This window comes from Enterococcus sp. JM9B (assembly GCF_009933265.1).
Taxonomy (GTDB): domain Bacteria; phylum Bacillota; class Bacilli; order Lactobacillales; family Enterococcaceae; genus Enterococcus_C; species Enterococcus_C songbeiensis.
The window spans coordinates 83,878-110,307 of record NZ_MAEK01000026.1 but is presented as its reverse complement, the minus strand read 5'-3'; the positions used below and the strand labels follow the sequence as shown (position 1 = coordinate 110,307).

At 39.7% G+C, this 26,430-nt stretch carries 25 protein-coding genes; 16 read left to right on the top strand and 9 right to left on the bottom strand.

Annotation, left to right across the window (positions count from 1 at the left end; genetic code table 11):
- Positions 1 to 16 precede the first annotated feature (16 nt).
- Entirely contained in the window at positions 17 to 1,033 is a 1,017-nt protein-coding gene (locus BAU16_RS07425; RefSeq protein WP_048603891.1) for a LacI family DNA-binding transcriptional regulator, read from the bottom strand.
- 111 nt (positions 1,034 to 1,144) lie between these two features.
- The gene (locus BAU16_RS07420; RefSeq protein WP_161526828.1) at positions 1,145 to 3,409 is read right to left on the bottom strand and encodes a glycoside hydrolase family 65 protein; all 2,265 of its coding nucleotides are present in this window, start codon (positions 3,407 to 3,409) and stop codon (positions 1,145 to 1,147) included.
- Between the two features lie 331 nt (positions 3,410 to 3,740).
- Between BAU16_RS07420 and BAU16_RS07415 the strand changes: the two genes are divergently transcribed.
- Both BAU16_RS07415 and BAU16_RS07410 read left to right on the top strand, forming a co-directional pair.
- On the top strand, positions 3,741 to 5,915 hold the full coding sequence (locus BAU16_RS07415) for a PTS transporter subunit IIBC (protein ID WP_161526827.1): 2,175 nt from the start codon (positions 3,741 to 3,743) through the stop codon (positions 5,913 to 5,915).
- A 62-nt stretch (positions 5,916 to 5,977) separates the two neighbouring features.
- On the top strand, positions 5,978 to 6,787 hold the full coding sequence (locus BAU16_RS07410) for an endonuclease/exonuclease/phosphatase family protein (RefSeq protein ID WP_161526826.1): 810 nt from the start codon (positions 5,978 to 5,980) through the stop codon (positions 6,785 to 6,787).
- A 35-nt stretch (positions 6,788 to 6,822) separates the two neighbouring features.
- Here the strand turns inward: BAU16_RS07410 and BAU16_RS07405 are convergent, their stop codons facing one another.
- From BAU16_RS07405 to BAU16_RS07390, 4 genes are all read right to left on the bottom strand, one after another.
- Positions 6,823 to 7,455, bottom strand: coding sequence for an SDR family oxidoreductase (locus BAU16_RS07405; RefSeq protein ID WP_171000812.1), 633 nt, complete (start codon positions 7,453 to 7,455; stop codon positions 6,823 to 6,825).
- A gap of 126 nt (positions 7,456 to 7,581) precedes the next feature.
- Positions 7,582 to 8,277, bottom strand: coding sequence for a type 1 glutamine amidotransferase (locus BAU16_RS07400; protein WP_048603895.1), 696 nt, complete (start codon positions 8,275 to 8,277; stop codon positions 7,582 to 7,584).
- Positions 8,270 to 9,622: a Mur ligase family protein gene (locus BAU16_RS07395; protein ID WP_161526825.1), complete on the bottom strand. Its 1,353-nt coding sequence runs from the start codon at positions 9,620 to 9,622 to the stop codon at positions 8,270 to 8,272. The genes BAU16_RS07400 and BAU16_RS07395 overlap by 8 nt, the downstream gene beginning before the upstream one ends.
- 139 nt (positions 9,623 to 9,761) lie before the next feature.
- A complete protein-coding gene (locus BAU16_RS07390; protein ID WP_137605367.1) occupies positions 9,762 to 11,168 on the bottom strand; it encodes a TrkH family potassium uptake protein in 1,407 nt (468 codons plus the stop codon).
- A gap of 274 nt (positions 11,169 to 11,442) precedes the next feature.
- Here BAU16_RS07390 and BAU16_RS07385 point away from each other — a divergent pair, with 274 nt between their 5' ends.
- From BAU16_RS07385 to BAU16_RS07370, 4 genes are read left to right on the top strand one after another with little or no spacing between them, the layout of a single operon-like run.
- Positions 11,443 to 12,027 (top strand): kinase, encoded by a 585-nt coding sequence (locus BAU16_RS07385; protein ID WP_272927843.1) that lies wholly within the window; start codon positions 11,443 to 11,445, stop codon positions 12,025 to 12,027.
- A gap of 55 nt (positions 12,028 to 12,082) precedes the next feature.
- Entirely contained in the window at positions 12,083 to 12,478 is a 396-nt protein-coding gene (locus tag BAU16_RS07380; RefSeq protein ID WP_161526824.1) for a GNAT family N-acetyltransferase, read from the top strand.
- 1 nt (position 12,479) lies between these two features.
- Entirely contained in the window at positions 12,480 to 12,875 is a 396-nt protein-coding gene (locus BAU16_RS07375) for a GNAT family N-acetyltransferase (protein WP_048603900.1), read from the top strand.
- A gap of 36 nt (positions 12,876 to 12,911) precedes the next feature.
- Entirely contained in the window at positions 12,912 to 13,352 is a 441-nt protein-coding gene (locus BAU16_RS07370; RefSeq protein WP_048603901.1) for a DUF1801 domain-containing protein, read from the top strand.
- 41 nt (positions 13,353 to 13,393) lie between these two features.
- On the opposite strand, the gene BAU16_RS07365 is transcribed toward BAU16_RS07370, so the two are convergent.
- Positions 13,394 to 13,864 (bottom strand): NUDIX domain-containing protein, encoded by a 471-nt coding sequence (locus BAU16_RS07365; RefSeq protein ID WP_161526823.1) that lies wholly within the window; start codon positions 13,862 to 13,864, stop codon positions 13,394 to 13,396.
- Positions 13,865 to 14,009: 145 nt separating this feature from the next.
- On the opposite strand from BAU16_RS07365, the gene BAU16_RS07360 reads away from it, so the two are divergent.
- The 6 genes from BAU16_RS07360 to BAU16_RS07335 all read left to right on the top strand — a co-directional run bounded on the left by BAU16_RS07360 (position 14,010) and on the right by BAU16_RS07335 (position 19,134).
- On the top strand, positions 14,010 to 14,759 hold the full coding sequence (locus BAU16_RS07360; protein WP_161526822.1) for an acyl-[acyl-carrier-protein] thioesterase: 750 nt from the start codon (positions 14,010 to 14,012) through the stop codon (positions 14,757 to 14,759).
- A 48-nt stretch (positions 14,760 to 14,807) separates the two neighbouring features.
- Positions 14,808 to 15,320, top strand: coding sequence for a DNA topology modulation protein FlaR (locus tag BAU16_RS07355; RefSeq protein WP_137605361.1), 513 nt, complete (start codon positions 14,808 to 14,810; stop codon positions 15,318 to 15,320).
- Positions 15,321 to 15,416: 96 nt separating this feature from the next.
- Entirely contained in the window at positions 15,417 to 15,989 is a 573-nt protein-coding gene (locus BAU16_RS07350) for a thymidine kinase (RefSeq protein WP_161526821.1), read from the top strand.
- A gap of 14 nt (positions 15,990 to 16,003) precedes the next feature.
- Complete coding sequence (gene prfA, locus BAU16_RS07345) at positions 16,004 to 17,077, top strand: peptide chain release factor 1 (RefSeq protein WP_048603906.1); 1,074 nt, start codon at positions 16,004 to 16,006, stop codon at positions 17,075 to 17,077.
- Positions 17,070 to 17,903 (top strand): peptide chain release factor N(5)-glutamine methyltransferase, encoded by an 834-nt coding sequence (gene prmC / locus BAU16_RS07340; protein WP_161526820.1) that lies wholly within the window; start codon positions 17,070 to 17,072, stop codon positions 17,901 to 17,903. Before prfA ends, prmC begins: the two co-directional genes overlap by 8 nt.
- A gap of 196 nt (positions 17,904 to 18,099) precedes the next feature.
- Positions 18,100 to 19,134, top strand: a complete 1,035-nt coding sequence (locus BAU16_RS07335; protein ID WP_161526819.1) for an L-threonylcarbamoyladenylate synthase — start codon at positions 18,100 to 18,102, stop codon at positions 19,132 to 19,134.
- A 49-nt stretch (positions 19,135 to 19,183) separates the two neighbouring features.
- Here the strand turns inward: BAU16_RS07335 and BAU16_RS07330 are convergent, their stop codons facing one another.
- Positions 19,184 to 20,167: a VOC family protein gene (locus tag BAU16_RS07330; protein ID WP_161526818.1), complete on the bottom strand. Its 984-nt coding sequence runs from the start codon at positions 20,165 to 20,167 to the stop codon at positions 19,184 to 19,186.
- A gap of 30 nt (positions 20,168 to 20,197) precedes the next feature.
- On the opposite strand from BAU16_RS07330, the gene BAU16_RS07325 reads away from it, so the two are divergent.
- The 4 genes from BAU16_RS07325 to BAU16_RS07310 all read left to right on the top strand — a co-directional run bounded on the left by BAU16_RS07325 (position 20,198) and on the right by BAU16_RS07310 (position 25,406).
- Positions 20,198 to 20,776: an alpha/beta hydrolase gene (locus BAU16_RS07325; protein ID WP_161526817.1), complete on the top strand. Its 579-nt coding sequence runs from the start codon at positions 20,198 to 20,200 to the stop codon at positions 20,774 to 20,776.
- A gap of 412 nt (positions 20,777 to 21,188) precedes the next feature.
- Complete coding sequence (locus BAU16_RS07320) at positions 21,189 to 21,350, top strand: hypothetical protein (protein ID WP_156171203.1); 162 nt, start codon at positions 21,189 to 21,191, stop codon at positions 21,348 to 21,350.
- Positions 21,351 to 22,533: 1,183 nt separating this feature from the next.
- A complete protein-coding gene (gene licT / locus BAU16_RS07315) occupies positions 22,534 to 23,373 on the top strand; it encodes a BglG family transcription antiterminator LicT (protein ID WP_048603912.1) in 840 nt (279 codons plus the stop codon).
- 137 nt (positions 23,374 to 23,510) lie between these two features.
- A complete protein-coding gene (locus tag BAU16_RS07310; RefSeq protein ID WP_048603913.1) occupies positions 23,511 to 25,406 on the top strand; it encodes a beta-glucoside-specific PTS transporter subunit IIABC in 1,896 nt (631 codons plus the stop codon).
- A gap of 55 nt (positions 25,407 to 25,461) precedes the next feature.
- Here the strand turns inward: BAU16_RS07310 and BAU16_RS07305 are convergent, their stop codons facing one another.
- Positions 25,462 to 26,376: a MurR/RpiR family transcriptional regulator gene (locus BAU16_RS07305; protein ID WP_161526816.1), complete on the bottom strand. Its 915-nt coding sequence runs from the start codon at positions 26,374 to 26,376 to the stop codon at positions 25,462 to 25,464.
- Positions 26,377 to 26,430 lie beyond the last annotated feature (54 nt).

Genomic DNA, 26,430 nt, shown 5'->3' with positions numbered 1-26,430 from the left:
AGCTCTGAGCATTTTTTTAGATTTTTTTCAGGTTCAACACGGTTTCTCTCCGGATCAATTTGTGAGGAACGATTACTCGGATACCGGAAGAAACTTGTTGATTGATTTGTTCCATCAGTTTTTGAGTCGCCATCTTTCCCAATTGCGTGACATCCACATCGATACTGGTGAGGTAAGGATGAGTTAATGTAGAAAAGATCGAGTTATTAAAGCTGACAAGAGAAAGATCGTCCGGAACGTGATACCCGAAAAGATTTGCCAGTTGCATGACCCGCACAGCGAACAAATCATCAATGACTACTAGTGCAGTTGCTTTGGTTTCCTTTAATACGGTTTCAAACGCTACATAATCTTCCGGTTCTTCAAAAGTGACTGCTGGAAAGGTTGGCAATTGTGCAATCATCAAGGCTTTTTGGTAACCAAAATAGCGTTCAAAATAAAGATTTTCCCGAACGGTATTGGTGATGAATAAAATACGTTCATGCCCGTTTTCAATCAAATGCTCGGTGGCTTGTTTTCCTAACAGTTGATTGTCGTTATCGACAAAAACGATTTTTTCCTCGTTTTTGTAGGCTTGTCCAATCAAGGTGAAGGGGATACTGTTTTTAAATAAATAATCAATCACCGGATCATGATTGTCTGAATAGGTAAGGATGAAGCCATCCACTTGTTTTTGTTGGTGCATCCGTTTAACGTTTTCTAAAAGGGTGTCAAAATCAGGTGCCGAAGCAACCGCCACCGACATTTGAAACCGGCTGGCTTCTTCGTTGACTGCTTCGATCGTTTCCAAATAAAAGGGATTACCTAAACGTTCTTTGGAATCCAATGGTGGCAAGATAACGCCAATCGCACTGGAAATTTGTTTCCCAAGATTGCGGGCAGTCATGTTTGGTACGTACCCCAGTTCTTTCATCACTTTGCGGACTTTTTTCTTAGTCTCCTCAGAAATGCTGGAATGGTCATTGATCACGCGGGAAACAGTCGAGGTAGCGACTCCCGCTTTTTTGGCTACGTCTTTAACCGTGATACTCATGGATCGACACTTCCTCATGCTAAAGATAAAATTTTCTTGTTCATCATATCAAAGTTCTGTTGAAGATTCTACGGACAAATGAAGAAAACGGAGGAAATCTCCGCTTTCTTTTTATTCAGGAATCGCTACAGTAAGTTCAGCTGTTAAGGTAACTGGTTCATCGTAGAGAGATAAGGCGATCGGTTCGCCGGAAACCAGTGACAAGCGAACGGTCTCTTTGTTCACATTAATGGCGATCAGTCGTCCGCGATAGTTGATGTGAAAGGCATAGCTGTCCCAAGTCTTAGGCAAGAATGGTGCGAAACGCAAGGTTTCATGATCGGTTTTCATTTGTGCAAATCCTTGCACGATTGCTAACCAGCTGCCGGTCATTGAAGTAATATGCAGTCCATCCTCCGTATCGTTATTGTAATTGTCTAAATCTAAACGAGCTGTCCGTTCGTACATTTCCAACGCTTTTTCCTCCATTCCCAGCTCCGCCGCTAAAATGGCGTGAACGCTGGCAGAAAGGGAAGATTCATGAACAGTCATTGGTTCGTAGAAATTAAAGTTATTGCGCTTTTGTTCTTCTGTAAACTGATCTTGGAAGAAATAAATTCCTTGCAGCACATCTGCCTGTTTGATAAAACAAGAACGCAAGATGCGATCCCATGACCAGTTTTGATTCAATGGTAATTGAGCAGGGTCAAGATCAGAAACTGGCATTAGGTCTTTATCTAGGAAAGTATCGTGTTGGACGAAGATTCCTAATTCCTTATTTTCTGGGAAGTACATGTTGTCGATAATATCTTGCCATTTTTCTTGTTCAGCTTCAGAAATCGACACCGTCGCACTTTCTTTGAAACGACGATAATTTTCTAAGGTATAGCTGAGAACCCATGTTGCAATCGTGTTGGTGTACCAGTTATTGTTGATGTTGTTTTCATATTCATTTGGTCCGGTCACGCCATGAATCATATATTTTTTATTGCGTTTAGAGTAATGGACCCGATCAGCCCAGAAGCGGGCGATTTCTGTCAATACTTCTAAGCCTTCTGTTTTTAAATACGTTGTGTCACCTGTGTAGTTCGTGTAATTATAAATGGCATAAGCAATCGCACCGTTTCGATGAATTTCTTCAAAGGTGATTTCCCATTCGTTGTGGCACTCGACACCGGTAAAGGTGACCATGGGATAAAGCGCTCCTTTTAATCCCTGTTGTTGCGCATTGTGATGGGCTTCCGGTAATTGATTGTGACGGTATTTCAAAAGATTCAACGAAACTTCCGGTTTTGCCAAAGCTAAATACAAAGGAACAGCATAGGCTTCTGTGTCCCAATAGGTTGCACCGCCGTATTTTTCACCAGTAAATCCTTTTGGTCCAATGTTCAAACGTTCATCTTCGCCGTAATACGTGGAGAAGAGTTGGAATAAATTAAAACGGATGCCTTGCTGCGCTGCAGGATTGCCCTCGATTGTTACATCGGCCAATGCCCAACGTTTTTTCCACGCATCAATTTGTTCGGCTTTTAATTCTTCGTAGGATTCCGAATAGGTTGAAAATAACTCCGCAGCCATTGCTGTTTGTTGTTCTGGAACATCACGGCTGGTCAGTAAAATGACTTTTTTATCTAAAGTGATTGTTTCGCCGGCAGCGGCGTGGAAATTAAAACGATCCGTGATGCCGAGAGTTTCCGTTGTTGTTTCTTCACTTAAAAGAGAATGTTTCATTGCAGCAGTCACAGTAAAGCGTTCAATGCCAAAGTTATTTGGGATTGTTCGGATGGTCAAATGACTCATATCCTCCGTCGTTCCGCTATCAAGGGCTTCCCAAAACAGTTCGTCATAGTTGCTGTCTTCGTTACGAACATTGCTGTCAAGCTGAGAAAGAACGGTGATGTCAGCTTCCCCGGCAAGCACTTCTGCTGTTAACCGTATCAAAGCTAATTCTTTTTTAACGATGCTTAAAAAGCGTTCAAAGCTGAATTTGATGGTTGCACCGTCAACATCTACGGTAAAGGATCGTGACAAAATACCTGTCTGCATGTCCAATTCCAAATAAAAATCACGATGGGGCAGTTGATTTAAATCGATTTTTTGATCGTTGACGAAAAGATCCATCTTAATAAAATTAACTGCGTTGATGACTTTGCCGAAATATTCCGGATACCCGTTTTTCCACCAACCGACGCGGGTTTTATCAGGATACCAAACACCGGCAAGATAGGTGCCAAGGTGATGGTCACCACTGTAGCTTTCTTCAAAATTTCCCCGCATGCCCATGTACCCATTACCGATACTGGTCAAAGATTCTTGCAAGCGGCGGTGATCTTTACTTAAAGTGGTGGTTGCGATTTTCCAAGGATCAATAGCAAAAAGGCGTTGGATTTGTTTCATTTATTTTCCCTCCAATAGACTTCGTTCTTCCACCTAATAGTAAACGCAATCGATTGCATTAGTCAAGAAGAATCGTTGCAAAATAGAATTTTTTTTGGAAAAAGGAGAAATGTCACGAGTCTTTTGTTGATGGTAGCCGAAACAAATGGAAAAAGAGTGAAAAGGAAAAACAATTTATTTGTGGTTTACAAACGCAACCTTTCTGACTATAATGAAAAACATAACGAAACCGATTGCGTTAATAAAAGCCTTTTTGTTCTGCTTGTTGCTGAATAATGATAGTGCCGATGGCTGACGTGAAAACTTGCTACATAAAAAAGGAGATAGAAAGATGAAAAAATTATTGAGCTTTGAATTTTGGCAGAAATTTGGGAAAGCCCTGATGGTTGTAATTGCAGTAATGCCGGCTGCTGGATTAATGATCAGTATTGGAAAAACGATTCCGATGATCAATCCGGATCTGGGATTTTTGATTACAACAGGTGGCGTTATTGAAAATATCGGTTGGGCAGTTATTGGTAATTTGCATGTTCTGTTTGCACTGGCAATCGGTGGAAGCTGGGCGAAGGAACGGGCAGGCGGTGCGTTTGCTGCCGGGCTATCATTTATTTTGATTAACCGAATCACCGGTTCGATCTTTGGCGTAACCAGTGCAATGCTTGCCGATGAAAAAGCATTTACCCACACATTATTGGGAACAAAAATTATGGTAGACGGATTTTTCACCAGCGTTTTAGAAGCGCCAGCTTTGAACATGGGCGTATTTGTCGGGATTATTGCGGGATTTGTTGGAGCCACTGCCTACAATAAATATTATAATTTCCGCAAATTACCGGAAGCGTTGTCCTTTTTTAATGGCAAACGATTTGTTCCCTTTGTCGTTATTTTTCGTTCGGTGCTTGTTTCATTAGTTTTAGCACTTGTTTGGCCGGTCATTCAAGCCGGAATTAATAATTTCGGTTTGTGGATTGCGCAATCACAAGAATCTGCACCAGTTTTAGCGCCGTTTTTATATGGTACATTGGAACGCTTGCTGTTGCCATTTGGTTTGCATCACATGTTAACAATTCCTATCAACTATACAGAATTGGGAGGCGCCTACACGATTCTTTCTGGTGCGCAAGCAGGAACGCAGGTCTTTGGACAAGATCCTCTTTGGCTAGCATGGGCAACGGATTTGGTGAATTTGAAAGATGCCGGTGACCTTAGTCAATACCAACACGTTTTAGGCAATTGGACACCTGCCCGTTTTAAAGTTGGACAAATGATTGGGGCATCTGGTATTTTGATGGGCTTGGCGGCAGCAATGTATCGCAATGTTGATCCTGATAAAAAAGATCGGTACAAATCAATGTATTTTTCAGCAGCACTGGCTGTCTTTTTAACTGGTGTGACAGAACCGTTGGAATTTATGTTTATGTTTGCAGCAGTACCACTTTATGCCGTGTACGCTGTCATTCAAGGTGCAGCCTTTGCGATGGCAGATATTGTTAATTTGCGGGTGCATTCTTTCGGGAATATTGAATTGTTGACACGAACCCCGATGGCACTTAAAGCGGGACTGGGAATGGATTTGGTGAACTTTGTCTGGGTTACTCTCGTATTTGGCGTGTTGATGTACTTTTTGGCTAATTTTTTGATTAAGAAATTTAATTTTGCTACACCGGGAAGAAACGGCAATTATGAAACAGATGCACCGGAAACAACTCCCACAACTGATAGAAAAACAGGAACTCTTGATCCCAACGATCAAATTGTAAAAATTATTAATTTGTTAGGCGGCCGGGAAAATATTACAGACGTTGATGCCTGCATGACGCGTTTACGGGTCAGTGTCAAGGATCGAGAAAAAGTTGGCGGCGAAGCAGAATGGAAAAACGCTGGAGCGATGGGCGTATTGGTAAAAGACAATGGGGTGCAAGCCGTTTATGGACCAAAAGCAGATATTTTAAAATCGGATATTCAAGACACTTTAGAATCCGGAGTTGAAATTCCAAAAGCTGTTTTTTCAGAGACAGGGGTAGAAACAGCAACGGATGACTACAAAGGAATCACAGAAACATTTGTGAGCGTTGCAACAGGAAATGTATTCCCAATCACGGCAGTTAATGACCCTGTTTTTTCACAAAAAATGATGGGAGACGGTTTTGGGGTGGAGCCTGAAAATGGCAAGATCGTTGCCCCCGTCAACGGCAGCATCACAAGTATTTTTCCAACAAAGCATGCATTGGGAATTTTGACAGAAAGTGGACTCGAAGTTTTAGTGCATATGGGGATCGACACGGTGGATTTAAAAGGAGCACCTTTTGAACTTAAAGTCAGTGAGGGCCAAACCGTTGCAGCAGGTGATTTACTGGCAGAGGTGGCTCTAGATAAAATCACGCAAGCCGGCAAACAAACGACTATGATCGTTGCTTTTACAAATAGTGCTGTGATTAAATCTCTTCAATTGACTGAACAGGGGCCACAAACAGCCGGCAAACAAATCGGTACCGTGGAACTCTAGCCAATAGCAGCAATCAATGCTAAGCTAAACAAAGAAGCAAGACAGAAAGGTTGTTTGGTGAAATGGCGAAATTTTTAACGTTAAATACCCATAGTTGGATGGAGGAAGATCCAGAAGAAAAATTGGAACAACTTGCAGAACAAATTCTTGCAGAACAGTATGATGGAATTTGTCTTCAGGAGGTCAATCAACGAATCGATGCAAAGGAAGCTGTTCTTGACGGGGCTTATTGCCCGACGAACAGTGAAGTGATGATTCGGGAGGATAATTTTGCCCTGCGTTTAGTGGAACTGTTACAGATTCAGGATCAAGAGTATTATTGGACTTGGGCTTATAGTCACATTGGCTATGATATTTACCAAGAAGGTTCTGCGATTTTGTCCAAAGAACCAATCATTGCCAACGATTTTTTCGTTTCTCAAAGTCGAGCAGAAACGGACTATCACACAAGAAAACTGGTGACGGGACTGACTGAAATCGAAGGGAAGATGGTGCGATTAGTCAGTTGTCATTATTCTTGGTGGCAAGAAGGCTTTGCCAAGGAATGGCGAGAAACAGAAAAGGCTCTGACAGGAAAAGAGTTGTTGGTTATTATGGGTGATTTCAATAATCCGGCAGACAGCGAAGGCTATCACTTGGTGACTGAAAGCACATTAACCTTGCAAGACGCCTTCCAGACTGCGCAGCAACGAAAGGGAAACCACACGATCGAAAAAGAAATCGATGGATGGCAAAACAATACTGAAGCGTTGCGAATTGATTTTATTTTTCTTTCTGCTTCCTTTGAAGTTTTAACGTATCAAACCGTATTTGACGGCAAACAAACACCTGTTGTCAGTGACCATTATGGCGTAGCGGTAACAACCGTGTGAAAAAAGGTTCTTGCAAAATTTGCAAGAACCTTTTTTTAATACCATGCCGGTTTATCTCCGTCTGTATTGGGTTTATTGATTCCAAGAGATTCTCTTTGATGAGATTCAGGGTGCAAAATCAACTGACGAATGAAATCCGCCACGCTTTCACGAGATACTTCTGTTCCCTTGAAAGGGTCCCCTTTTTGAGTTAGTTCATAGGAAACCTCCGTCTTATTTGTTAACCATGCTGGACGAAGAATCGTGTAGTCCAACCCGGAGTTTTCAATTAGTTCGGCTGCTTTACTATAGGTTTCCAAATAGCCGCCATCCAGCATTTGATGATTCCAAATACCAAAATTTCCTGGTACTTCATCATAAATTCCTAAGGTTGAAACCCAAATCAATCGCTTTACACCGGTTTCTTTCATGGCTTCTACAATAGTTTTTGCTTGGTTTTCAATGGTTTTGCCGGCAAGATTTGCATACACGATCGTTGCACCGTCAATAGCTTCTTTTACTTGTTCTAAATTTTCAGCATCGCCTTCAATCAGCCGACCATTTTGTGGGGCTGTAAGGCGTGCTGCGTTTCGTAAAAATAAGCGTTGAGTCACTGGATCCTTCACCAATTTTTTTGTGACTAGCTGTGCAATTTTTCCGTGGGCGCCTAAAATAGCTATCTCCATTATCTATCGCTCCTTTTTTTCACTTACTTCTCTTTCGTTATAGAAGGAAGTGCAAGGAATTTCAAGAAAGGACACTTACAAAAAAGAACGTTTACGACAAACAGACTAATTTGTCGTAAACGTTCGCGATTAAGCAATTTCTGATAAAGTTGGTAATTTTACGTCTTTGCCGTATTTATTTTCTAAGGCTGTTTTAAGCAAGCGATAAGCCAATTGTTCATTGCGGGCTAAAATTGGTCCGTGAAAATAGGAGCCATAAACATTTTTGTAGATGACACCTTCGGATTGATCTTCGCCATTGTTGCCGTGACCTTCGACAACTTTCCCCAATGGGCGTTCCCCTTTTCCTAAAAAGGTACGACCGTTATGGTTTTCAAATCCATAATAGGTTTCATCGTATTCTTCATTATGAATCACGATATCACCGATATAGCGATTGTTGTCCTGGCTAAGGGTGTAATGGTCCAATGCTCCGATACCCTCGATTTTTTCTCCGTGGGCGCCCATGTAATAATGCCCCAGCAATTGATAGCCGCCGCAAATTGCTAACATCACTCGATTGTCTTCAATATATTTGGTTAAGTCAGCTTTTTTTTCTTGAATATCTTGAGAAACGATCAGCTGTTCAAAATCTTGACCACCGCCGAAAAACACCAAATCATATTTTTCCGGATCAAAGGGTTGATGAATGCTGACAACCTCAGTCGTCATGGTGATTCCTAATTTTTTTGCCAAATATTGCAGCATCAGCAGATTACCATTGTCGCCATAGGTATTCAACAAGTTGCCATAAAGATGCGCCAAGGTTAGTTCATATTTACCCACGATCCATGCCCCCTTTGATATAACCTTTTTCTGCTAATTTCTTTCGTAATTGCAGTACAGCCGTATATGTTGCCAAAATATAGACATGCTCTGTCGGCAAAGCTTTGATATCGGTGATTACTTCCTCCAAGTCTTTTGTTTCCGTCAATTTTTCTTCTGGGATACCGGCAACTTTCAAACGCAGTGCCATATCTTTATGACGTTCGCCGCCAGCGATAACTTTTGGAATAGCCATCTCAGCAAAGGCTTCGTGATTGCCATCCCAAATCCAGCTGACATCAATTCCATCTGCATAGTTGGCATTTAAAAGACACACAAGAGAGAAAGGATAAGGGGATAATCCGATCATGTCGATGACTTGATTTAGACCCACGGGATTTTTTACCAAAACCAAAGTACATTGTTTTCCATCAATCTCAATGATTTCCTGTCTACCAAAAACTTTTTCATCATAACCTAGTCCGGCTTTGATTTTTTCCGGAGCAACGTGATAGTATTCTGCCACAGCGCTGGCTGCTAATGCATTGTAGACATTATACATGCCACCGACTTCAATCGTGTAGGGGTGGTCGTCAATGACAAAATTAGCGGAAGTGTTGTTCATCGAGACCATCTTTGTCAATTTGTAATCAAGTTCTGGACGATGAAATCCGCAATTTGGACAGTAATATTTCCCAAGGTTGGCGTAGGTGATCATTTGATAGTGTAAAATATGATGGCACTTGGGACATAAAACACCGTCGGTATTGTAGTGAGCCATTTGCTCTTCATCCGGCAGATGATCAAATCCGTAATACTTGCGCGGATTGACCGTTTCTAAGGAATTAAAAATCGGTGAATCGCCATTGCAAAGAATCGTTGCTTCCGGTGATTTTGCCGCACCTTCGACAATCAAACGGTAAGTGGTATAAATTTCACCATACCGATCCATTTGATCCCGAAAAATATTTGTAAAAACAAAAAGCTTGGGTTTGATATACTCTGTGACTTTGCTTAAACTAGCTTCATCAATCTCCAGCACCGCAAAGTTTTTTTGTCCTTTTTTTGGTTTTGCTGATAAAAAGGTGGACACGATTCCTTGTACCATATTGGCGCCAGTTGGATTTGTCAGTACTTCGTCAAATTCCTGACGAAGAATATTGACAGTTAAGGCTGTCGTTAAGGTTTTACCATTTGTACCGGTAACCACGACCACTTCATAATCTTCAGAAAAATGGTGTAAAATATTTGGATCGATCTTTAGGGCAAGTTTGCCAGGATAACTGGACCCGCCTTTAAAAAAGGTTTTTAAAACCCATTGAGATGTCTTGCCGACGGTGACCGCCAGATGACTGCGTAAACTCATAGATGATTTGCCTCCAATTGAGTAAGTAACGTTGGATAATGAAAATAATCAACTTATCATACCATAGGATTGAAAAAATGTGGAAACAGCTTTTCAATTCCTTAAAAAAGTTTAGAGAAATTTTGCTGAAACCCATAAGTCAACCGATGATAATCTGTTCTGTAGGGTATTCGTAGCTCAAGTCCCGGGTTTCTTTTGGCACGAAAAGCAGGAGGGTGTAAAGCATACCGATTCGTCCAATAAACATTAAAATTGCGATAATGATTTTACCGGTGGCAGAAAGATCGGCAGTAATGCCCAAAGACAATCCGGTGGTTCCAAAAGCGGAGGTCACCTCGACGATGATTGCAATCAAGGGCTGATCTTCAATTGCGGAAAGAAAAAGCACGCTGAAAAAACACATCCCGAGAGAAAGCATAAAGACCACCACGGATTTTCGCACATCTGCCTCACTGATTCGTCGACCGAAAATGTTGATATGATCTTCACTTTTCAGAAAAGAATAAAGATATAAACCGATGATTGCAACCGTCGTCGTTCGAATTCCTCCTCCTACTGAACTGGGACTACAGCCAATAAACATCAAAAGAGAAAAAATAATCAAGGTGGTTACTTGAAATTGGTTCAGATCGTGAATCTGCAAGCCAGCATTACGGGTGGTCATGGAGTAGAAAAAACTGTTGATCCATTTGCCGCTAAGAGACATGTCCGCAAACAGATGATTGTTTTCCAAAAGATAGATCAAAAGCGCTCCACCAAGAAATAAAATGACAAATGCCAGTACCGCGATTTTTGTAAACAAGGAGAAGCGAAAAGGCAGCATTCCTTTGCGTTTCTTTCTTCGATACTGCAACCATTCGCGAAAATCCATCAGGACAGGAAACCCGATTCCACCGAGGAAAATCAAAATCATAATCATCGTTAGAAAAAAATAATCTTTTGCGAAAGGGCGAATTGATTCACCGGTCACATCAAAGCCGGAGTTGGTCACTGCGGAAATCGCTTGATAAAAGCCGTAAAAAATCGCATCTCGCCAATGGGTATAATATCCCCTAACATAAAAGTAAATGGAAAATAAAGTTCCAAAAATTCCTTGCGCTGCTAACAAAATAATAAAGGTGATGCGAATCAAACGCACAATTCCGCTGAGTCGCGGCTGATTCATATCAGTCATGATCAACTGCCGCTGTTTCAAAGAAATCCTACGTTTGGATACAATGAAAAAGAAGGTGGAAATCATCATGATCCCTAAGCCACCTACTTGAAACAAAATTTCCAAAAGCAAGATGCCGCGATCGTTAAAGACGCTGTTGATATTAAATGTCGTTAACCCCGTCACACTGACAGTGCTGATCGCCATAAAGAGCATATCAATGAAGGAAGCTTCTGCTCCCGGTTGGCGAAAGACCGGCAAATAAAATAAAATCAAGGATAACACCGTCATAATCAAATAATACGAGACGATAATCTGGATGGAAGATACATTATTTGCAAGAAAAAAACGGCCCTTACGAAGAGAAAGCCGAAAAAAGCGTCGGATGTCCATGAAATTCTCCTAACTTAAAATTCGATACCTTCAGTATAGCAAATTTAATGAAAATACGGTATTTTTCCTTCGGTTAGCAAAAACCATACTTTTTTCAATAATTATCAATAATCTTAAAAAAAACCTTATCTTTTGAACACAATTTATTCATACTTTCCAGCTATTCTATAGACATACCAACAAACAACCCAAAACACTTTTCATTTTTAACTCCTTCCCCGTTCTTGAAAAAGGACGGGGCCCTTTTTTTCACGTCATATCTTTTGATAATGGCGTGTTTTTTTGTATCCTTTTTTTGGGAGACGACTATAATAAGAGGAAAAAGAAAAGAAAGAGGGAAACGATGGAGAGTGTCTTAGTAGTTTTAAGAGGGAATTCTGGTAGCGGAAAAACAACGATTGCTAAATCTCTTCAAGAAAAATTAGGAGCTAGAACCATGTTGATTTCGCAAGATGTTATACGCCGAGAAATTTTGAAAGTTCGCGACACAGAAAATAATCCATCTGTTGAATTGATCCGGCAAATGGCTGAATATGGAAAAACAGTTAGCCCAGTTGTCATTATTGAAGGAATTTTAGTCAATAGGCGTTACCAATCCATGCTGTTTTCCTTGATTGAATCTTTTCAAGGGAATGCATTGGTTTATTATTTTGATTTGAGTTTTTCTGAAACGGTAAAACGTCATAAAACAAAACCAAATAAAGAGGAATTTGGCGAGGAACAGCTACAAAAATGGTGGAATGAAAAAGATTTTCTAGGAGTGACTAATGAGGTTTTACTCACTGACCATCAAAAGAAAGAGAACATCATCAAACAGATTTTAGGTGATTTAGCTGTTTATACAAAAATAAATGATTGATCTTTAGTATAAAAAATTCCCTTTATTTACAACTAGTTAAGAATGGAGGATGTCTATGATTGAAATAAAAGTAAATGTGGTAATAACTCCTAAGCAAATTGCTGCCGTCTATCAAGAGGCTGAATTTGATAAATCGATTGAAAATGAAATGCGGCTTAAAAAAATGCTGACGGAGACACCGTTGACAATCAGTGCATGGGAAAAGGAACAGCTGATTGGCTTTGTCCGATGTTTGACTGACTTTGAATATTTTTGTTACATCAGTGATTTGGTGATTCTTCCTGAATACCAAGGGAAAAAAATCGGCAGCCGATTGTTAGCGGAGGTACAGGAGTATTTGGGAAATCGAGTATTGCTGACTTTGCGATCAGAAGAAACAGCACAAGGATTTTATCAAAAAATTGGGTATGAAAAAACGGATGCGATGTTTCGAATCCATCGGGAGAGATAACATGTTGATTATTGAGAAAAATAAAACCATTTCTATTGAAGAAATGAGTGCAGTTTTTAAAAATTCCGGTATCCGACGTCCGATTCACGACAAGCAACGGTTGAAACGAATGCGAGATAATGCCACTATCTTGTATACAGCTTGGCAAGATGGACAAATTGTAGGACTTTTAAGAGGCGTCTCCGATGGTTCATATTGCTGCTTTATTTCTGATTTGGCCGTGGATAAAAGCTATCAGCGACAAGGTATCGGAAAAAAGTTAATGACAGCATTAAAGCAAGACTTGGGTCCAAAGATTTCTCTTGTTTTACTGGCGGCACCTGAGGCGATGGCGTATTATCCTAAACTCGGTTTTGAGCAGGTGACTGCTGCCTTCAAAGTACCGCGAAAGTATTAGAAAAAGCTAACTAATAAAAAGAATGGAGGGAAAGTAATGGAGCTGGCAGCTTATGAAGCAACATTGCCGGAAAAATGGCGGGACAGTTATTTCAGCTTAAAGGAAAGCCTTCTCACCAATCTTCCAGAAGGTTTTGAATTGATAATGCAATACGGAATGCCAACGTTTGTCGTTCCCCTCAGTACATTTCCACAAGGGTATTTGGGACGTAAGAATGAGCCGTTGCCTTTTCTTTCTTTGGCGGCGCAAAAAAATCATTTGGCCCTTTATCACATGGGGTTGATGGGTAACAAAGAACTGCTGACCTGGTTTCAAACCAAGTATGCAGAAGCTGTACCAACAAAGCTAAACATGGGCAAAAGTTGTATTCGCTTTACAAATACGAAACATATTCCTTATAAGCTGATAGGAGAATTGGCGCAAAAAATAACCGTAACAGAGTGGATCGAAGCCTACATGAGGTATCAGAAAAAATAAAAAGAACGCTGACCTTGAGAGAATTTTAGGTCAGCCTTTTTCTAATCAAACAATTTATCCGATTCAAAGGTGTGGGTTAACTCATTCCAGAACATCTGATATTCAAAGTTTTTTCCCTCCAGAACCAGTTGAAGCCGTTTTTTAATATCTGATTTGATTTCTAAATTAGGAATCTCAGCTATATCAAACCACTGACACGCACCTTCTGCTCCATTTGGAATCAATTCACCGGTAAAATCCGTACATAAGTAGTCTAAAAAAATAAATTGCTCCCGCTTGATTTCATTGATAAATCCAGAAACGCCCTTCAAGGTGATACTTTTTGCCACAAGCCCGGTTTCTTCCTTCAATTCACAGATGGCAGAATCGGTAAAGGTTTCAGGAAATTCAACTTTCCCTCCCGGTGGAACAAAACCAGAAAAATCACCTTTGTTTCGTTCAATCAACAAAACCTGCTGCTCTTTTTTTACAACCACTGTATTCCAAAATCTAAAATGAATTCCTTCAGTCAAACGAAGCCCTCCTTTTTTTGATATTATAACCGAACCTATCCATCCACGAAAGAAGTTGCAACGTTCTTTTTTATTTTCAAATTTTATTTTTCGGTGTCTTTTGTTATGATAGGAAAGACTAAAAATAAAAGAGGTTATTTCAAAAATGGTAAAAAAATACGCAAAAACATTTCAGATAAATTATCCTGATAGTGATGCTTTCCAACAAATTAAACTTTCCCGATTGTTTGATCTTTGCACCATTGTTTCTTATGAACATAGTAATGTGATTGGAATCGATACGGCATATCTTGATCGCATGGGAGTAAATTGGATCATCAATGAAGCTGAATGCAGCTTCGAAAAATTTCCAAAATACAATGATACGATTACGATTGAAGTCTACGCAACCACCTACAATAAATTTTTTATCTACCGTAAATTTGAGATTTTTAACGAGACAAAGGAAATTATTGGAACAGTTTTTATGTCGCTATCCTTATTAAATCTGGAGAAGCGCAAGATTCATACGATTTCCGAAGAAGTCGGGGAAGCTTTTGGAGCAGAATTTTCAAAAAGAATCCATCGTTTTGAACGAACAGACGGAACGCAATTACCGGAAGCACCAACCTATCAGATACTCCCAAAATACAGTCATCTAGACTATAATCAGCATGTATACAATGTCTTTTACTATGATTGGATGTTAGACAGCTTACCGTTAGAAATACTACGGGAAAATCAAATTAAAAAATTGACGATGCGCTTTGAAGAAGAAATCGCTAAAGATGAACCCATTGCGGTGTATCACGCCATCACAGAGGACAACCAGCTGACAACTATCACTGCAATAAAAGCCCAAGACAAAGAAAAAGCAATCGCCACGATTGTTTGGGAGACAAAGGACAAGCAATGAGTTCTCGCTGAAAAAAAGCGGCAGAAGCAAAAGGAAGGAGGTTTTATCATGAAACTAGCGATTCTAGGATATTCCGGCAGTGGAAAGTCAACGTTGGCGCGGTTTATTTCTGAAAAAAGAAATCTTCCTCTCCTTCATCTTGACGCGGTCAATTTTGTTCAGGATTGGCAAGAGCGAGACAAAGAAGAAGCAAGAACAATTGTGAGGGATTTTTTAACAAAGGAAGACTGGCTCATTGAAGGCAATTACAATAACTTTTTGCAACAGGAGCGTTTAAAACAAGCGGATCAGATTTATATTTTGACCTTTTCAAGATGGACCTCCTTACGAAGAATTCTTGCCCGGGGCATTAACTATCGAGGGAAAGTTCGTCCAGATATGGCAGCCGGCTGCATCGAAAAAGTAGATGCTGCTTTTTTATGGTGGGTGTTGTATGAAGGAAGAACAGCAGAAAAACGCAACCACTTTACAGCAATCAAGAACCAGTATCCGACAAAAACAATCCTTATAAAAAACCAACGGCAATTAGATAAAATCTATCAGCAATTTCAATCAAAGTGAATGCTGTCTTGCCCTTTCTCCCATCTACCTTGAATTTAGGACTGTAAAAAACTTCGATTTTCCGCTATAATACCAAAGGAAAGCGGAGGGCGGAATATGGCACAATTATTTTTTAAATACGGTACAATGAACAGTGGAAAGACAATTGAAATTTTGAAGGTTGCTCATAATTACGAAGAACAAGACAAACCCGTGGTAATCATGACTAGCGGTGTCGATACACGTTCTGGAATCGGCAATGTATCCAGTCGCATTGGCTTGGAGCGAGAAGCGATTCCGATTTTTGAGGAAACCGATATTTTTCAAGTTATTTGCGATTTACCCTTCAAACCTTATTGTATTTTGATTGATGAAGCGCAATTTTTAATGAAAAAGCACGTGCTGGATCTTACAAAGGTAGTAGATGATCTGAATATTCCAGTCATGGCCTTTGGGTTAAAAAATGACTTCCGTAATGAGCTGTTTGAAGGCTCAAAATATTTGCTGCTGTATGCCGATAAAATTGAAGAAATGAAAACAATCTGTTGGTTTTGTCATAAAAAAGCCACAATGAATCTGCACTATATTGATGGAAAACCAATCTATGAAGGAGACCAAGTTCAAATTGGGGGCAATGAGGCCTATTACCCAGTTTGTCGTCACCATTATTTCCATCCTGAAATCAAATAAGAAGGAGAACAGGCATGTACGATCAATTGCAGGCGATTGAAGATCGCTACGAAGAATTAGGCGAACTATTGAGCGACCCAGCGGTAATTTCCGATACCAAGCGCTTCATGGAGCTTTCAAAAGAAGAAGCAAATACCCGTGAAACCGTGGAAGTTTATCGTCGCTACAAAGAAGTAGTCCAAGGAATCAAGGATACAGAAGAACTGCTAGGGGAAAGCTTGGACGCGGATATGGCTGAAATGGCGAAAGAAGAATTATCCGATCTAAAAAAAGAAAAAGAAGTTATCGAAGACCGCATCAAAATTTTATTGTTGCCAAAAGATCCCAATGATGACAAAAATATTATCATGGAAATCCGTGGTGCAGCAGGCGGCGATGAAGCAGCACTTTTTGCTGGTGATTTATTTACTATGTATCAAAAATATGCAGAAAGCCAAGGCTGGAAAGTTGAAGTCATGGATGCCAACATCACAGGAATCGGCGGGTACAAAGAAGTAATCATGATGATTTCCGGCAGCAACGTGTATTCAAAATTAAAATACGAAAGCGGTGCGCATCGGGTCCAACGGGTTCCTTCAACAGAATCGCAAGGACGTATTCACACCTCTACTGCAACCGTGGTCGTTATGCCGGAAGCAGAAGAAGTAGACGCGGAACTTGACGACAAAGATATCCGGATCGATATTTACCACGCATCCGGTGCTGGTGGACAGCACGTCAACAAAACGGCATCAGCGGTTCGACTGACCCATATTCCTACCGGTATCGTAGTTGCGATGCAGGACGAACGTTCACAATTAAAAAATCGGGAAAAAGCCATGAAAGTATTGCGGGCACGGGTATATGATCAAATTTCCCACGAAGCACAAAGCGAATACGATGCAACTCGTAAATCAGCTGTTGGAACTGGAGATCGCTCGGAACGGATTCGTACCTATAATTTTCCGCAAAATCGGGTGACCGATCATCGAATTGGCTTGACTATCCAAAAATTGGATCAAATTCTTGCAGGTAAATTAGATGAAATCGTTGATGCGTTGATTCTTTACGATCAAACCTCAAAATTGGAAGAAATTCAAAATGGTTAAAAAAACGTATCGAGAAGTCCTGAACCGGGCTTCTTCTTTTTTAGAATCTCAGGGAAAAGAAGGCTACGCCATTCAATTTTTGTTTTTGGAACGAAAAAAATGGACGAAAATGGACTGGTTACTGGCAATGAATCAAACAATTTCTACAGAAGAGGAAGAGCTGATCCAGCAAGATTTAACGGCATTGCTGGCAAATCATCCTCCGCATTATTTGTTGGGCTATGCGGATTTTTACGGACATCGCTTCAAAGTGACACCAGCAACACTGATTCCTCGACCAGAAACAGAAGAGCTGGTGGCGGAATGTTTGAAGGAAAGCGGGAAAGAAAAACAACTTGTTGTTGATGTAGGAACTGGAACAGGAGCCATTGCAATCAGTTTAAAGTTGGCTTGTCCTGACTGGCAAATGATTGCAGTTGATCTTTCTCCTGAAGCACTTACTGTGGCGAAAGAAAATGCGACAAATTTAGGTGCTGTGATCGATTTTCGTTTAGGGGATACCTTGGCACCTGTCGAAGAAAAAATAGATATTTTAATTTCCAATCCTCCATATATCAGTACCGAAGAATGGGGACTGATGGATGAAAGTGTTCGGACTTTCGAACCGAAAATGGCTTTGTTCGCCGAGGAAAACGGTTTGGCTCTCTACCAAAAAATTGCCGCAGAAGGAAAGAAAAAACTTCATCCAGAAGGCAAGATTTTTTTAGAAATCGGTTTTCAACAAGGACCCGCAGTTAAAAAGATTTTTGAGAAAGCTTTTTCAGAAAAGAAAGTGAAAATTCTTCAAGATATGTCTGGGAAAGATCGGATGATTTTTGTCTCCTAAAGGCCAACATGTGGAAAAAAATTTTTTTAAAATGTTTCACATTAAAAAAACAGGTTAAGACTGGTAGTTACACAAGTTTAAAAGTTGTCAACAGGGTTATGCACACTTGACAAATTAGTTATCCACAAAATGTGAATAACTAATTGAGGAATGTTGAAAACTTAATCATTTTATTGAGAAAGGCTGTGAATAAACTGTGGAAACAAAATGCTATGAGTGGACGGATATTGCGGAAGCGGCACAAAAAATTAAAGATGGAGAACTAATTGCTTTTCCAACTGAAACGGTGTATGGACTGGGGGCTAACGCTCTTTTGCCAGAAGCTGTCCAGCAGGTTTTCAAAGTTAAAGGACGCCCTAGCGACAATCCACTGATCGTTCACGTGAAAGATTTTCAGCAAGTGCTTCCATTTGTGGATAAAATACATCCTTTAGCAGAAAAAATCGTTGAAATGTATTGGCCAGGTCCGTTAACGTTGATTTTCTCCATCAAAAAAGGACAGTTACCAACTGTTGTGACGGGAGGGTTATCCACAGCGGCATTTCGTATGCCTGCAAATAAAAAAACACTTTCATTGATTGAGCAGGCGGGTGTACCAATCGTTGGCCCGAGCGCAAATACGTCAGGAAAACCTAGCCCCACTACTAGTGAACATGTTTTCCATGATCTGAAAGGGAAAATTGCAGGAATTTTAGAAGACGGAGCGACTGCCATTGGGGTTGAATCAACGGTACTTGATTTAAGTGATCCAACAACTTCACCGGTGATTTTGCGTCCGGGTGCGATCACGAAAGAAGAATTAGAAGCCAAGTTGCAGACAACGATTTTATTAGATAAGCATTTGGTTAAAGAATCGGAGACCCCGAAAGCACCGGGAATGAAATACAAACATTATTCACCGGATACATCAGTCATGATGGTAAAATCCGCAGACTGGCAAGTCGTTTTAGATTGGGTGAAGGATAAACAAATTCGTGCAGGAGTGATCGCTGGACCGCAAATTTCAGAAAAAATGCGTTTTGAAGCTGCCGCAGTTTTTATGTTTCCGAAAGACACAGTTGAGGCCGCCGCAAAAGGTTTATTTGCCGGATTGCGGGCGTTGGATGAACCTCGCTTGGGATTAGATGTAATTTTTGTTGAAGTTTTTCCAGAAACCGGCTTGGGTGCTGCATACATGAATCGTTTAAAAAAAGCCGCTGCACAAACCTATTTTTCAGCAGCGACCAAATAAAAAAGTTCGAAAAACTGTCTCAAACTGGACAGTTTTTCGAACTTTTTTGTTACGCATCGTGATCGTGCTGTTGATTCTCTAAAATTTGTTCAATGCTTTCTCGTTCGCCCGCTAAAAAGTGGGGCAGATACAAAGGAATCTCTTCAAAAAACCTGCTTTGGTTTTCATAAGCGGAAGGATCAAGACTTCCTTCCTCCGTAGCAATTTCAATCAGCATTCGATTTGGTTCCCGGAAATAAAGGGAGGTAAAAAATTCGCGATGTTTGATACCAGAATTTAGAAAATTTCGTTGATTTAATTGTTCGTCCAATTCCCGCAGCCGTTTTTCATCTTTGACTCCGAAGGCAACGTGATGGATGCCGCCGATACCAAGTTCTGCTAATGGGCTATGGATATCGTGGATCAAATGAACTTCTTGATAGAAAGTCGTCTCTTGATTATCCAAAATGGTGACTTCTGTATTTGTGTCAAAAAAAGTCGTTTGCTTTTGTTGGTGCCAACCTAAAAGATTCGTTAATTCTTTTTCTGTGGCGGCTGGGTATTGCCCACGCAGTTGGATTGCATCAATTCCCAAAATCGCATGTTCCACTGGTACGTCGGTATCTGCAAAGGGATAGAAATCATCGGCTTTTTCAAATTCTCTGAGTGGTGTGAGGGAAATTTGTGTGTCATCCGGGGCTTCAAAACGCAAGAGTGGGCGACCATTGAACGTTTCGATACCGTAATGGCAAATGCCGGCAGCTTCCAATCGCGCCTCCCAGAAAGTCAGGGATTCTTCGGAGGGGACCTTCATAACTACCCGTTCGATATTATTGGTTCCAAATTTATGATCTTCCCCTTCACGGACTTCAAAAAAAGTCAGTTCTGTACCAATCCGTTCTTGGTTATCGGAAAAAAAGAGATGATACATGGTGTGATCATCTTGATTGATCGTTTTCATTAGTAATTTTAAGCCAAGTATATTATGATAAAAATCAAACGTCGGTTGAATAAATCGATTTAAAATGGAGATATGATGGATGCGTGCATTCATTTAAAAAATCCTTTCTCTTAGGAGGTTATTATGGAAAAATTTTTTCAACAAGGGCAAGATGACACGCTAGTCGTTGCCTTTCATGGAACCGGCGGCAATGAATACCAACTGCTGTCGACAATCGCGGCTTTATTTCCGGATGCCAGTGTACTGAGCTATTTGGGAACTGAAAAAACGGGTCAGGAACGTCGATTCTTTGCACAATTAGTCGATGGAAAATTGGATCGGGTTGATTTTGAAAAACGAGTGACAGAATTTCTTGAAGAAGAATGGCCAACCGTAACCAAAAAAGAACGAATCATTTTCATCGGTTATTCTAATGGTGCTAATTTTGTTTTAGGCTTGTTGGAAAAGCAGCCTGAACTTGCTGATACGGTTATTTTACTTCATCCAAGTAATTTCGTCTATCAATTCGAAACGACAGCAGCTTCGACACAGCTTTTGTTGACAAGTGGTGCGCAAGATTCTATCAGCTTACCGGGAGAAGCGTTGGCATTGTCACAACAATTGGAAAAATCTTTTTCCAATGTCCATTTTCTATTGTTGGACGGTGACCATCAAGTCAGTGAAGATGAAATCAATCGTTTGAAAACCTATCTAAAGAAATAACATAAGGGAAAAGACTGTAGACAAAGCTGTGGGTTGGCTTAGGTCTACAGTCTTTTTAAGTTTGGGCGATGGGAAATGAATGAAGGAGAGGGTCTTGATTATTTTTGGAGTAGTGCACGTTTTTTGATCCTAACTTGTCTTAGCTACAGATAAAAATTAATTGTCTATTTCCATTGAATCGTTATCGTATAGTGTCATATAAATAAAATTAATACTACTATTCAAAAAATCAAAAAAATATTTTAAAGAAAGCGATTTCGTGTTATGGTGGAATAAAAGGGCAATGAAACATTGCACCTGGTTTAGGATTACCTTCTGGTACATCAACTAAATACCTATACTATACTTTAGCGTCGGAAGTGATAAGTTTTGGTTAGAATATAACTTATAAAATATCGGAAGGAGGATTGAAATGATAGTAGAAATAGCTATGGTCCTCAGTTATATTTTGGGTGTGGGAAAACTCATTCTAGGTATCTCTCTTTTTATCTTTATGATTAAAGTTTTAAATAGTTTAAAAGAAATAAAAGAAGAGTTAAAAAAACAAGCTAATGACACGAGTAATCATAAATAAAATTACTTTTTTAATTAGAAGATGGATGATTTTATGAGCAACGAAGCATATCAAGTAATCTTGCTTCGTTGCTTTTTGATTTTTTCACAATAATTCTCTATAGGTATAAATCAGTCGGGTTTATCCGGTTGATAAATGTTAAATAAATTCTTTAACCGGTTCACATAGTCCATTTTTACGTTGATTACTTGCAACATGAACACCAGCTCTCCTTCTATCACGTAGAAAATCAACTCTCTTTTTTGGAAAATGCTCATTCTCAATGTTTTATTAGGACTATTTTTTTGTCTGATGCGTTCGTCAAAACGGATACTTGAATGAGGAAAAGTTTTTAAAACCTGCCTGTCATCAAAAATATCTTTGATTTTTGTGAAATCAAACGGATTAATTAGTAAGATGGACATTAAATGATAAAATAGAAGATATACAGTGTATTACTATTCTGATCGGAGGGAGAGGGCTATGGGGAACATAGTAAAAAAAATTGCTGCACTTTTTAGGAACATACGCTTTTTAGGTGGAGATTCATTTAATCGGAACGCAAATTCTGAATTGTATTTACGAGAACAAAATCTCAAACGTATTGAAAGGGAACGGGAACGAAAGGAAAACAAAAAAGAATAACTAGATCAAGGTTTCATTTTCCTAAAACTTATTTTTTGTTGATTTATGCAACAGGGTAAATAGTTTGTATCCCAGACGTATCATTCCATAAACGATGCTGATAATAAAAATAAATTTGAAAAAATTAAACATAAAAACTATGTTAAAAGCATATCTCATCCATAGAATCCAAAGGACTAGTGCTAGGATTATTTTTCCTTTTGGGTTTCATTTTCTGATAAGCACCCATTGCAAAAAGTCTTCATCTACTTGTTTCGTTTCATGAAATTCCTTTTTCAATTTTTTAAACATAGGCTGATTTCCTCTTTTTAGTGTATGTTACCATAGTTTTCTTGAATAGATAGAGTTGTTACACATAATACACGGATTGTATAGTTCATAAAAATAAAGCGCTTTAAAAAACATTGACTTTCTTTCGCAAACTCGGTATATTTTAAGTAATAAGAATATGTGGATAGTGATTGTTTCAATACAAGCTAAACCTAATTGCCTTAAAAACGAATTTTTTCGTCTTTTTTTGAGGATAATTAGGCTTTTTTTATGGGAAGGAGTTTGAAAAGTGCGGATTGAAAAGATTCTAAATAACAATGTCATTGTTTCAAGGGATAATGAGAACAACGAGATCATCGCAATGGGCAGAGGCTTGGCATTTAATAAACGCGCCGGAGATTTGATTCCAGCAGAAAAAATCGACAAAGTCTTTCGTTTGACAAATACCTCAACAGCACAGAAATTTCAGGAATTGCTAAACGATATTCCTATTGAGTATCTAGCGTTGGCAGATGAAATTATTGAATACGCAAAATCTTCTCTTGAGATCTCCTTGAATGAATCAGTCTATGTGTCGCTGACGGATCACTTGTACACAGCAATCGAACGCAGCAAAAACAACATTTCAGTCCCAAATATTTTGCTTTGGGATATTAAACGGTTGTTTCCTAAAGAATTCCAAGTTGGGAAAAAGGCAACGGAAAAAATCAGTGAATATTATCAAGTGCAGCTCTCAGAAGATGAAGCTGGGTTTATCGCCTTGCATTTGGTGAATGGTCAGACAGAAGAAGGTCAGGAAGACATGTACGCCTTCACCAAGACTTTACAGGATATTATAAATATTGTTCGCTATTATTTTAAGATTGATTTTGATGAAGAGTCGGTTTATTTTTATCGATTTACTACTCATTTACGCTTCTTTTTATCCCGAGTTACCAGCCAAACAATCCACGATGGCGAGGTAGAAGAGGAATTGTTGCAGATCGTTACAAAAAAATACAGTAATGCGTTGCGTTGTGTCGAAAAAATCGATCAATTTCTTGCAGATAAATATTCCTACACAATGTCTAGTGACGAAAAAATGTATTTAACGATTCATATTGCCCGTTTGGTGCAAAAAAGTCGTTGAGAATAAAAAATTTAAGGAGGATTGTTGAACAAAAATGCAGAACCCATCTGCCTATGAAGCTTCAGGAAAAGCTTCGTTTTGGATAGTGACATTCAGTTGGCTAAACCTTCAATCAAAACAAAATTGGAGGAAGAATCATGGGAAAATATCAAGAATTAGCAAAGAAAATTGTAGCAAATGTCGGTGGAAAAGAAAATATCAATGGTTTGACACATTGTATCACTCGCTTACGCTTCAAGTTAAAAGATGAAAGCAAAGCAAACGATGAAATTCTGAAAAACATGGATGGGGTAGTGACCGTAATGAAAAGTGGCGGTCAGTATCAAGTGGTCATTGGTAATCATGTACCGGCAGTTTTTGAGGATGTCGTGGAAGTGACGGGTGTCATGAGTGAAGACGGGGGAGAAAAAACAAACCAAGGAATTTTCAATACGTTGATCGATGTCATCAGTTCGGTGTTTCAACCGTTTTTAGGCGCATTAGCTGCCAGTGGGATGATTAAAGGGATCAATGCGCTATTGGTAGCAACAGGGGTTTTAGCGACCACCAGCGGTACTTATCAGATGTTGAATGGTGTTGGGGATGCGTTGTTTTACTTCATGCCAGTAGCGGTGGCTGTTGCGGCGGCGAAAAAATTCAACGTCAATCAATATGTGGGATTAGCGATTGGTGCAGCTTTAGTTTATCCGAGTTTGCAATTGGATGCTTTTTCGGCGGCTGGAGAACCGATCATGACCTTGTTTAATGGCAGTTTGTTTGCTAGTCCCGTCTACACAACATTTTTAGGGATTCCTTTGGTAGCAACAAACTACACCAGTTCAGTGGTTCCAGCGATTTTTGTCGTATGGGTGGCGAGCAAGGTTCAAAAGGTTGCGAAAAAGACGTTGCCTGAATTGCTTCAAGCATTCTTTGTTCCTTTTTTCGTATTGCTGATTTCCGTTCCACTAGGGTTCTTAGTAATTGGACCAGTGATTAGCTTGCTGACCAATCTGTTAGCGGGTGGATTTGATGCTTTGATGAATTTCTCACCGATTTTATTTGGTCTGATTCTAGGAACGCTATGGCAAGTTTTGGTTATCTTCGGGCTTCATTGGAGTGTCATTCCAATTGCGATGATTCAACTGTCTTCCTTAGGGTTTGCGACAGCTTTAATTGGTACTTTTGGGGCAAGTTTTGCTCAAACTGCGGCAGTCTTTGCAATGTATTTCAAATTGAAAAACCCGAAAGAAAAGGCCTTGGTTATTCCAGCAGTTATTTCCGGACTTTGTGGTGTAACAGAGCCGGCGATTTATGGATTATCCTTACCTAAGAAAAAACCATTTATTTTCTCAATGATTGGTGGAGGGATCAGTGGCGCTTTCTTAGCTGCAATGGGAGCACGGCAATTCACAATGGGCGGATTAGGCGTTTTTGGGATTCCTAGTTTTGTCAACACAGAGACAGGTGATATGAGTGGAATGGTCTACTCATTAATTGCTGTTGCCATTGCTTCGGTTGTCGGTTTTGTCTTGACTTTCTTCTTCTGGAAAGACGATGCAGTGGAAGCAGAAGTTTCGGTTAAAAATACGGCAACAACAGTTAAAGAAACGATTAGCGCACCTCTGCAAGGAGAAATCGCTCCTTTATCGGTCGCAAAAGATGAAGCCTTTGCTCAAGGGGCTTTAGGAAAAGGAATCTTGATTTATCCAAAAACCGGCGAAGTCGTGGCACCATTTGACGGTACAGTGATGACATTGTTTCCAACGAAACATGCCATTGGGCTAGTTTCTGACGGCGGATTGGAATTGTTGATCCATATTGGTTTGGATACTGTTCAACTGAATGGAAAGTTTTTTGAAGCGCATGTGCAGCAAGGCGACCATGTGAAAAAAGGACAGGCGTTGATTACCTTTGATTTGGAAGCCATCAAACAAGCCGGCTACAGTGTGGAAACTCCGGTTATCGTAACGAACGCAGAGGATTATTTGGATATTTTAGAAAGTCAGAATTCCTTCGTCAGTAATGGAGATGAATTGATTACGGCTTTGATTTAACGGATTTCTAAACGGTCTCTCAAGAAAAAATCTTTTGAGACCGTTTGTTTTATTGTCAATTGGGCAAAAAAGAATCATGAATCAAAGAGTCCAACGGTTTTTCCTGCATAACGGTAGAAGAGATTGGTCGTTTGTCGATGGCTTGACCGATTTGAACCAAATGCTGAAGATTTTGCTGATAATTTTCGGCAAAAATACAACTGTACAGCACATCTAACAAGTAACAAATGGAAGTGTTGATGGTAAAATTACCTATTTTAGAATAAAGACGTTCCCGAGTGGTTAAATGCAAAGCTGTATCACTGATTTTTGTCAGGGAATTATTTCCGATACTCGTTAAAGCAATGATCGGAACGTGGTTTTTCTTTAGTAAATTAGCGATTTGCAAGGTCATTTGGTTTTCACCGGTATAAGAGATCAAAATAGCGCACGTGTCGCTGGAACAATTGTAGGCTTCATAGGCAGCTTCACCAAAAGTAGTGACGATCGAAACTTCTTTTTTGATGCGTTTCATTTTTAACGCGAAATCCTGTGAGATCAGTGTATTGGCGTTGCTGGCAAAAATTTTTATGGTGGTAGCTTTTAATAAAAATTGTTTGGCCTGCTGCAGTTCATCGTGAGTCAATAAACTCAGGGTGTCATCAATCGTCGTTTTTTCTAAGACTGCTAGTTTATTGGCAATCGTTAAAAGCCCATCTGTTGCGGAAAAAGGCAAGTTTGCATCTACTTTTGTAAAATGCTGCTGCAAATAATTTTGTTCCGTCAAGTAGACATCCCGCAACTCAATCCAACCGGCAAAACCTAATTTTTTTGCGATTCGAATTAGGGTAGAAGGATGAACGAAGGTTGCTTGTGCAATTTCTTTGATGGTCTTATCGGCCAAATTTTCGGAATGGTTCAAAATATAGGTAATCACTGCCGATTCTGCGGTAGAAAAATCCGTTTGCTTTATCTTTTCACTGACTAGCATCTCTTCACTCCTTTTTACAAATAATAATTAATTTATGTAAATCTATCATAGCGT

Coding starts and splice junctions, on each gene's coding strand:
- BAU16_RS07425 (WP_048603891.1), bottom strand. CDS start 1,033: ATGAGTATCACGGTTAAAGACGTAGCCAAAAAAGCGGGAGTCGCTACC.
- BAU16_RS07420 (WP_161526828.1), bottom strand. CDS start 3,409: ATGAAACAAATCCAACGCCTTTTTGCTATTGATCCTTGGAAAATCGCA.
- BAU16_RS07415 (WP_161526827.1), top strand. CDS start 3,741: ATGAAAAAATTATTGAGCTTTGAATTTTGGCAGAAATTTGGGAAAGCC.
- BAU16_RS07410 (WP_161526826.1), top strand. CDS start 5,978: ATGGCGAAATTTTTAACGTTAAATACCCATAGTTGGATGGAGGAAGAT.
- BAU16_RS07395 (WP_161526825.1), bottom strand. CDS start 9,622: ATGAGTTTACGCAGTCATCTGGCGGTCACCGTCGGCAAGACATCTCAA.
- BAU16_RS07390 (WP_137605367.1), bottom strand. CDS start 11,168: ATGGACATCCGACGCTTTTTTCGGCTTTCTCTTCGTAAGGGCCGTTTT.
- BAU16_RS07380 (WP_161526824.1), top strand. CDS start 12,083: ATGATTGAAATAAAAGTAAATGTGGTAATAACTCCTAAGCAAATTGCT.
- BAU16_RS07375 (WP_048603900.1), top strand. CDS start 12,480: ATGTTGATTATTGAGAAAAATAAAACCATTTCTATTGAAGAAATGAGT.
- BAU16_RS07370 (WP_048603901.1), top strand. CDS start 12,912: ATGGAGCTGGCAGCTTATGAAGCAACATTGCCGGAAAAATGGCGGGAC.
- BAU16_RS07360 (WP_161526822.1), top strand. CDS start 14,010: ATGGTAAAAAAATACGCAAAAACATTTCAGATAAATTATCCTGATAGT.
- BAU16_RS07355 (WP_137605361.1), top strand. CDS start 14,808: ATGAAACTAGCGATTCTAGGATATTCCGGCAGTGGAAAGTCAACGTTG.
- BAU16_RS07350 (WP_161526821.1), top strand. CDS start 15,417: ATGGCACAATTATTTTTTAAATACGGTACAATGAACAGTGGAAAGACA.
- prfA (WP_048603906.1), top strand. CDS start 16,004: ATGTACGATCAATTGCAGGCGATTGAAGATCGCTACGAAGAATTAGGC.
- prmC (WP_161526820.1), top strand. CDS start 17,070: ATGGTTAAAAAAACGTATCGAGAAGTCCTGAACCGGGCTTCTTCTTTT.
- BAU16_RS07330 (WP_161526818.1), bottom strand. CDS start 20,167: ATGAATGCACGCATCCATCATATCTCCATTTTAAATCGATTTATTCAA.
- BAU16_RS07325 (WP_161526817.1), top strand. CDS start 20,198: ATGGAAAAATTTTTTCAACAAGGGCAAGATGACACGCTAGTCGTTGCC.
- BAU16_RS07320 (WP_156171203.1), top strand. CDS start 21,189: ATGATAGTAGAAATAGCTATGGTCCTCAGTTATATTTTGGGTGTGGGA.
- BAU16_RS07310 (WP_048603913.1), top strand. CDS start 23,511: ATGGGAAAATATCAAGAATTAGCAAAGAAAATTGTAGCAAATGTCGGT.
- BAU16_RS07305 (WP_161526816.1), bottom strand. CDS start 26,376: ATGCTAGTCAGTGAAAAGATAAAGCAAACGGATTTTTCTACCGCAGAA.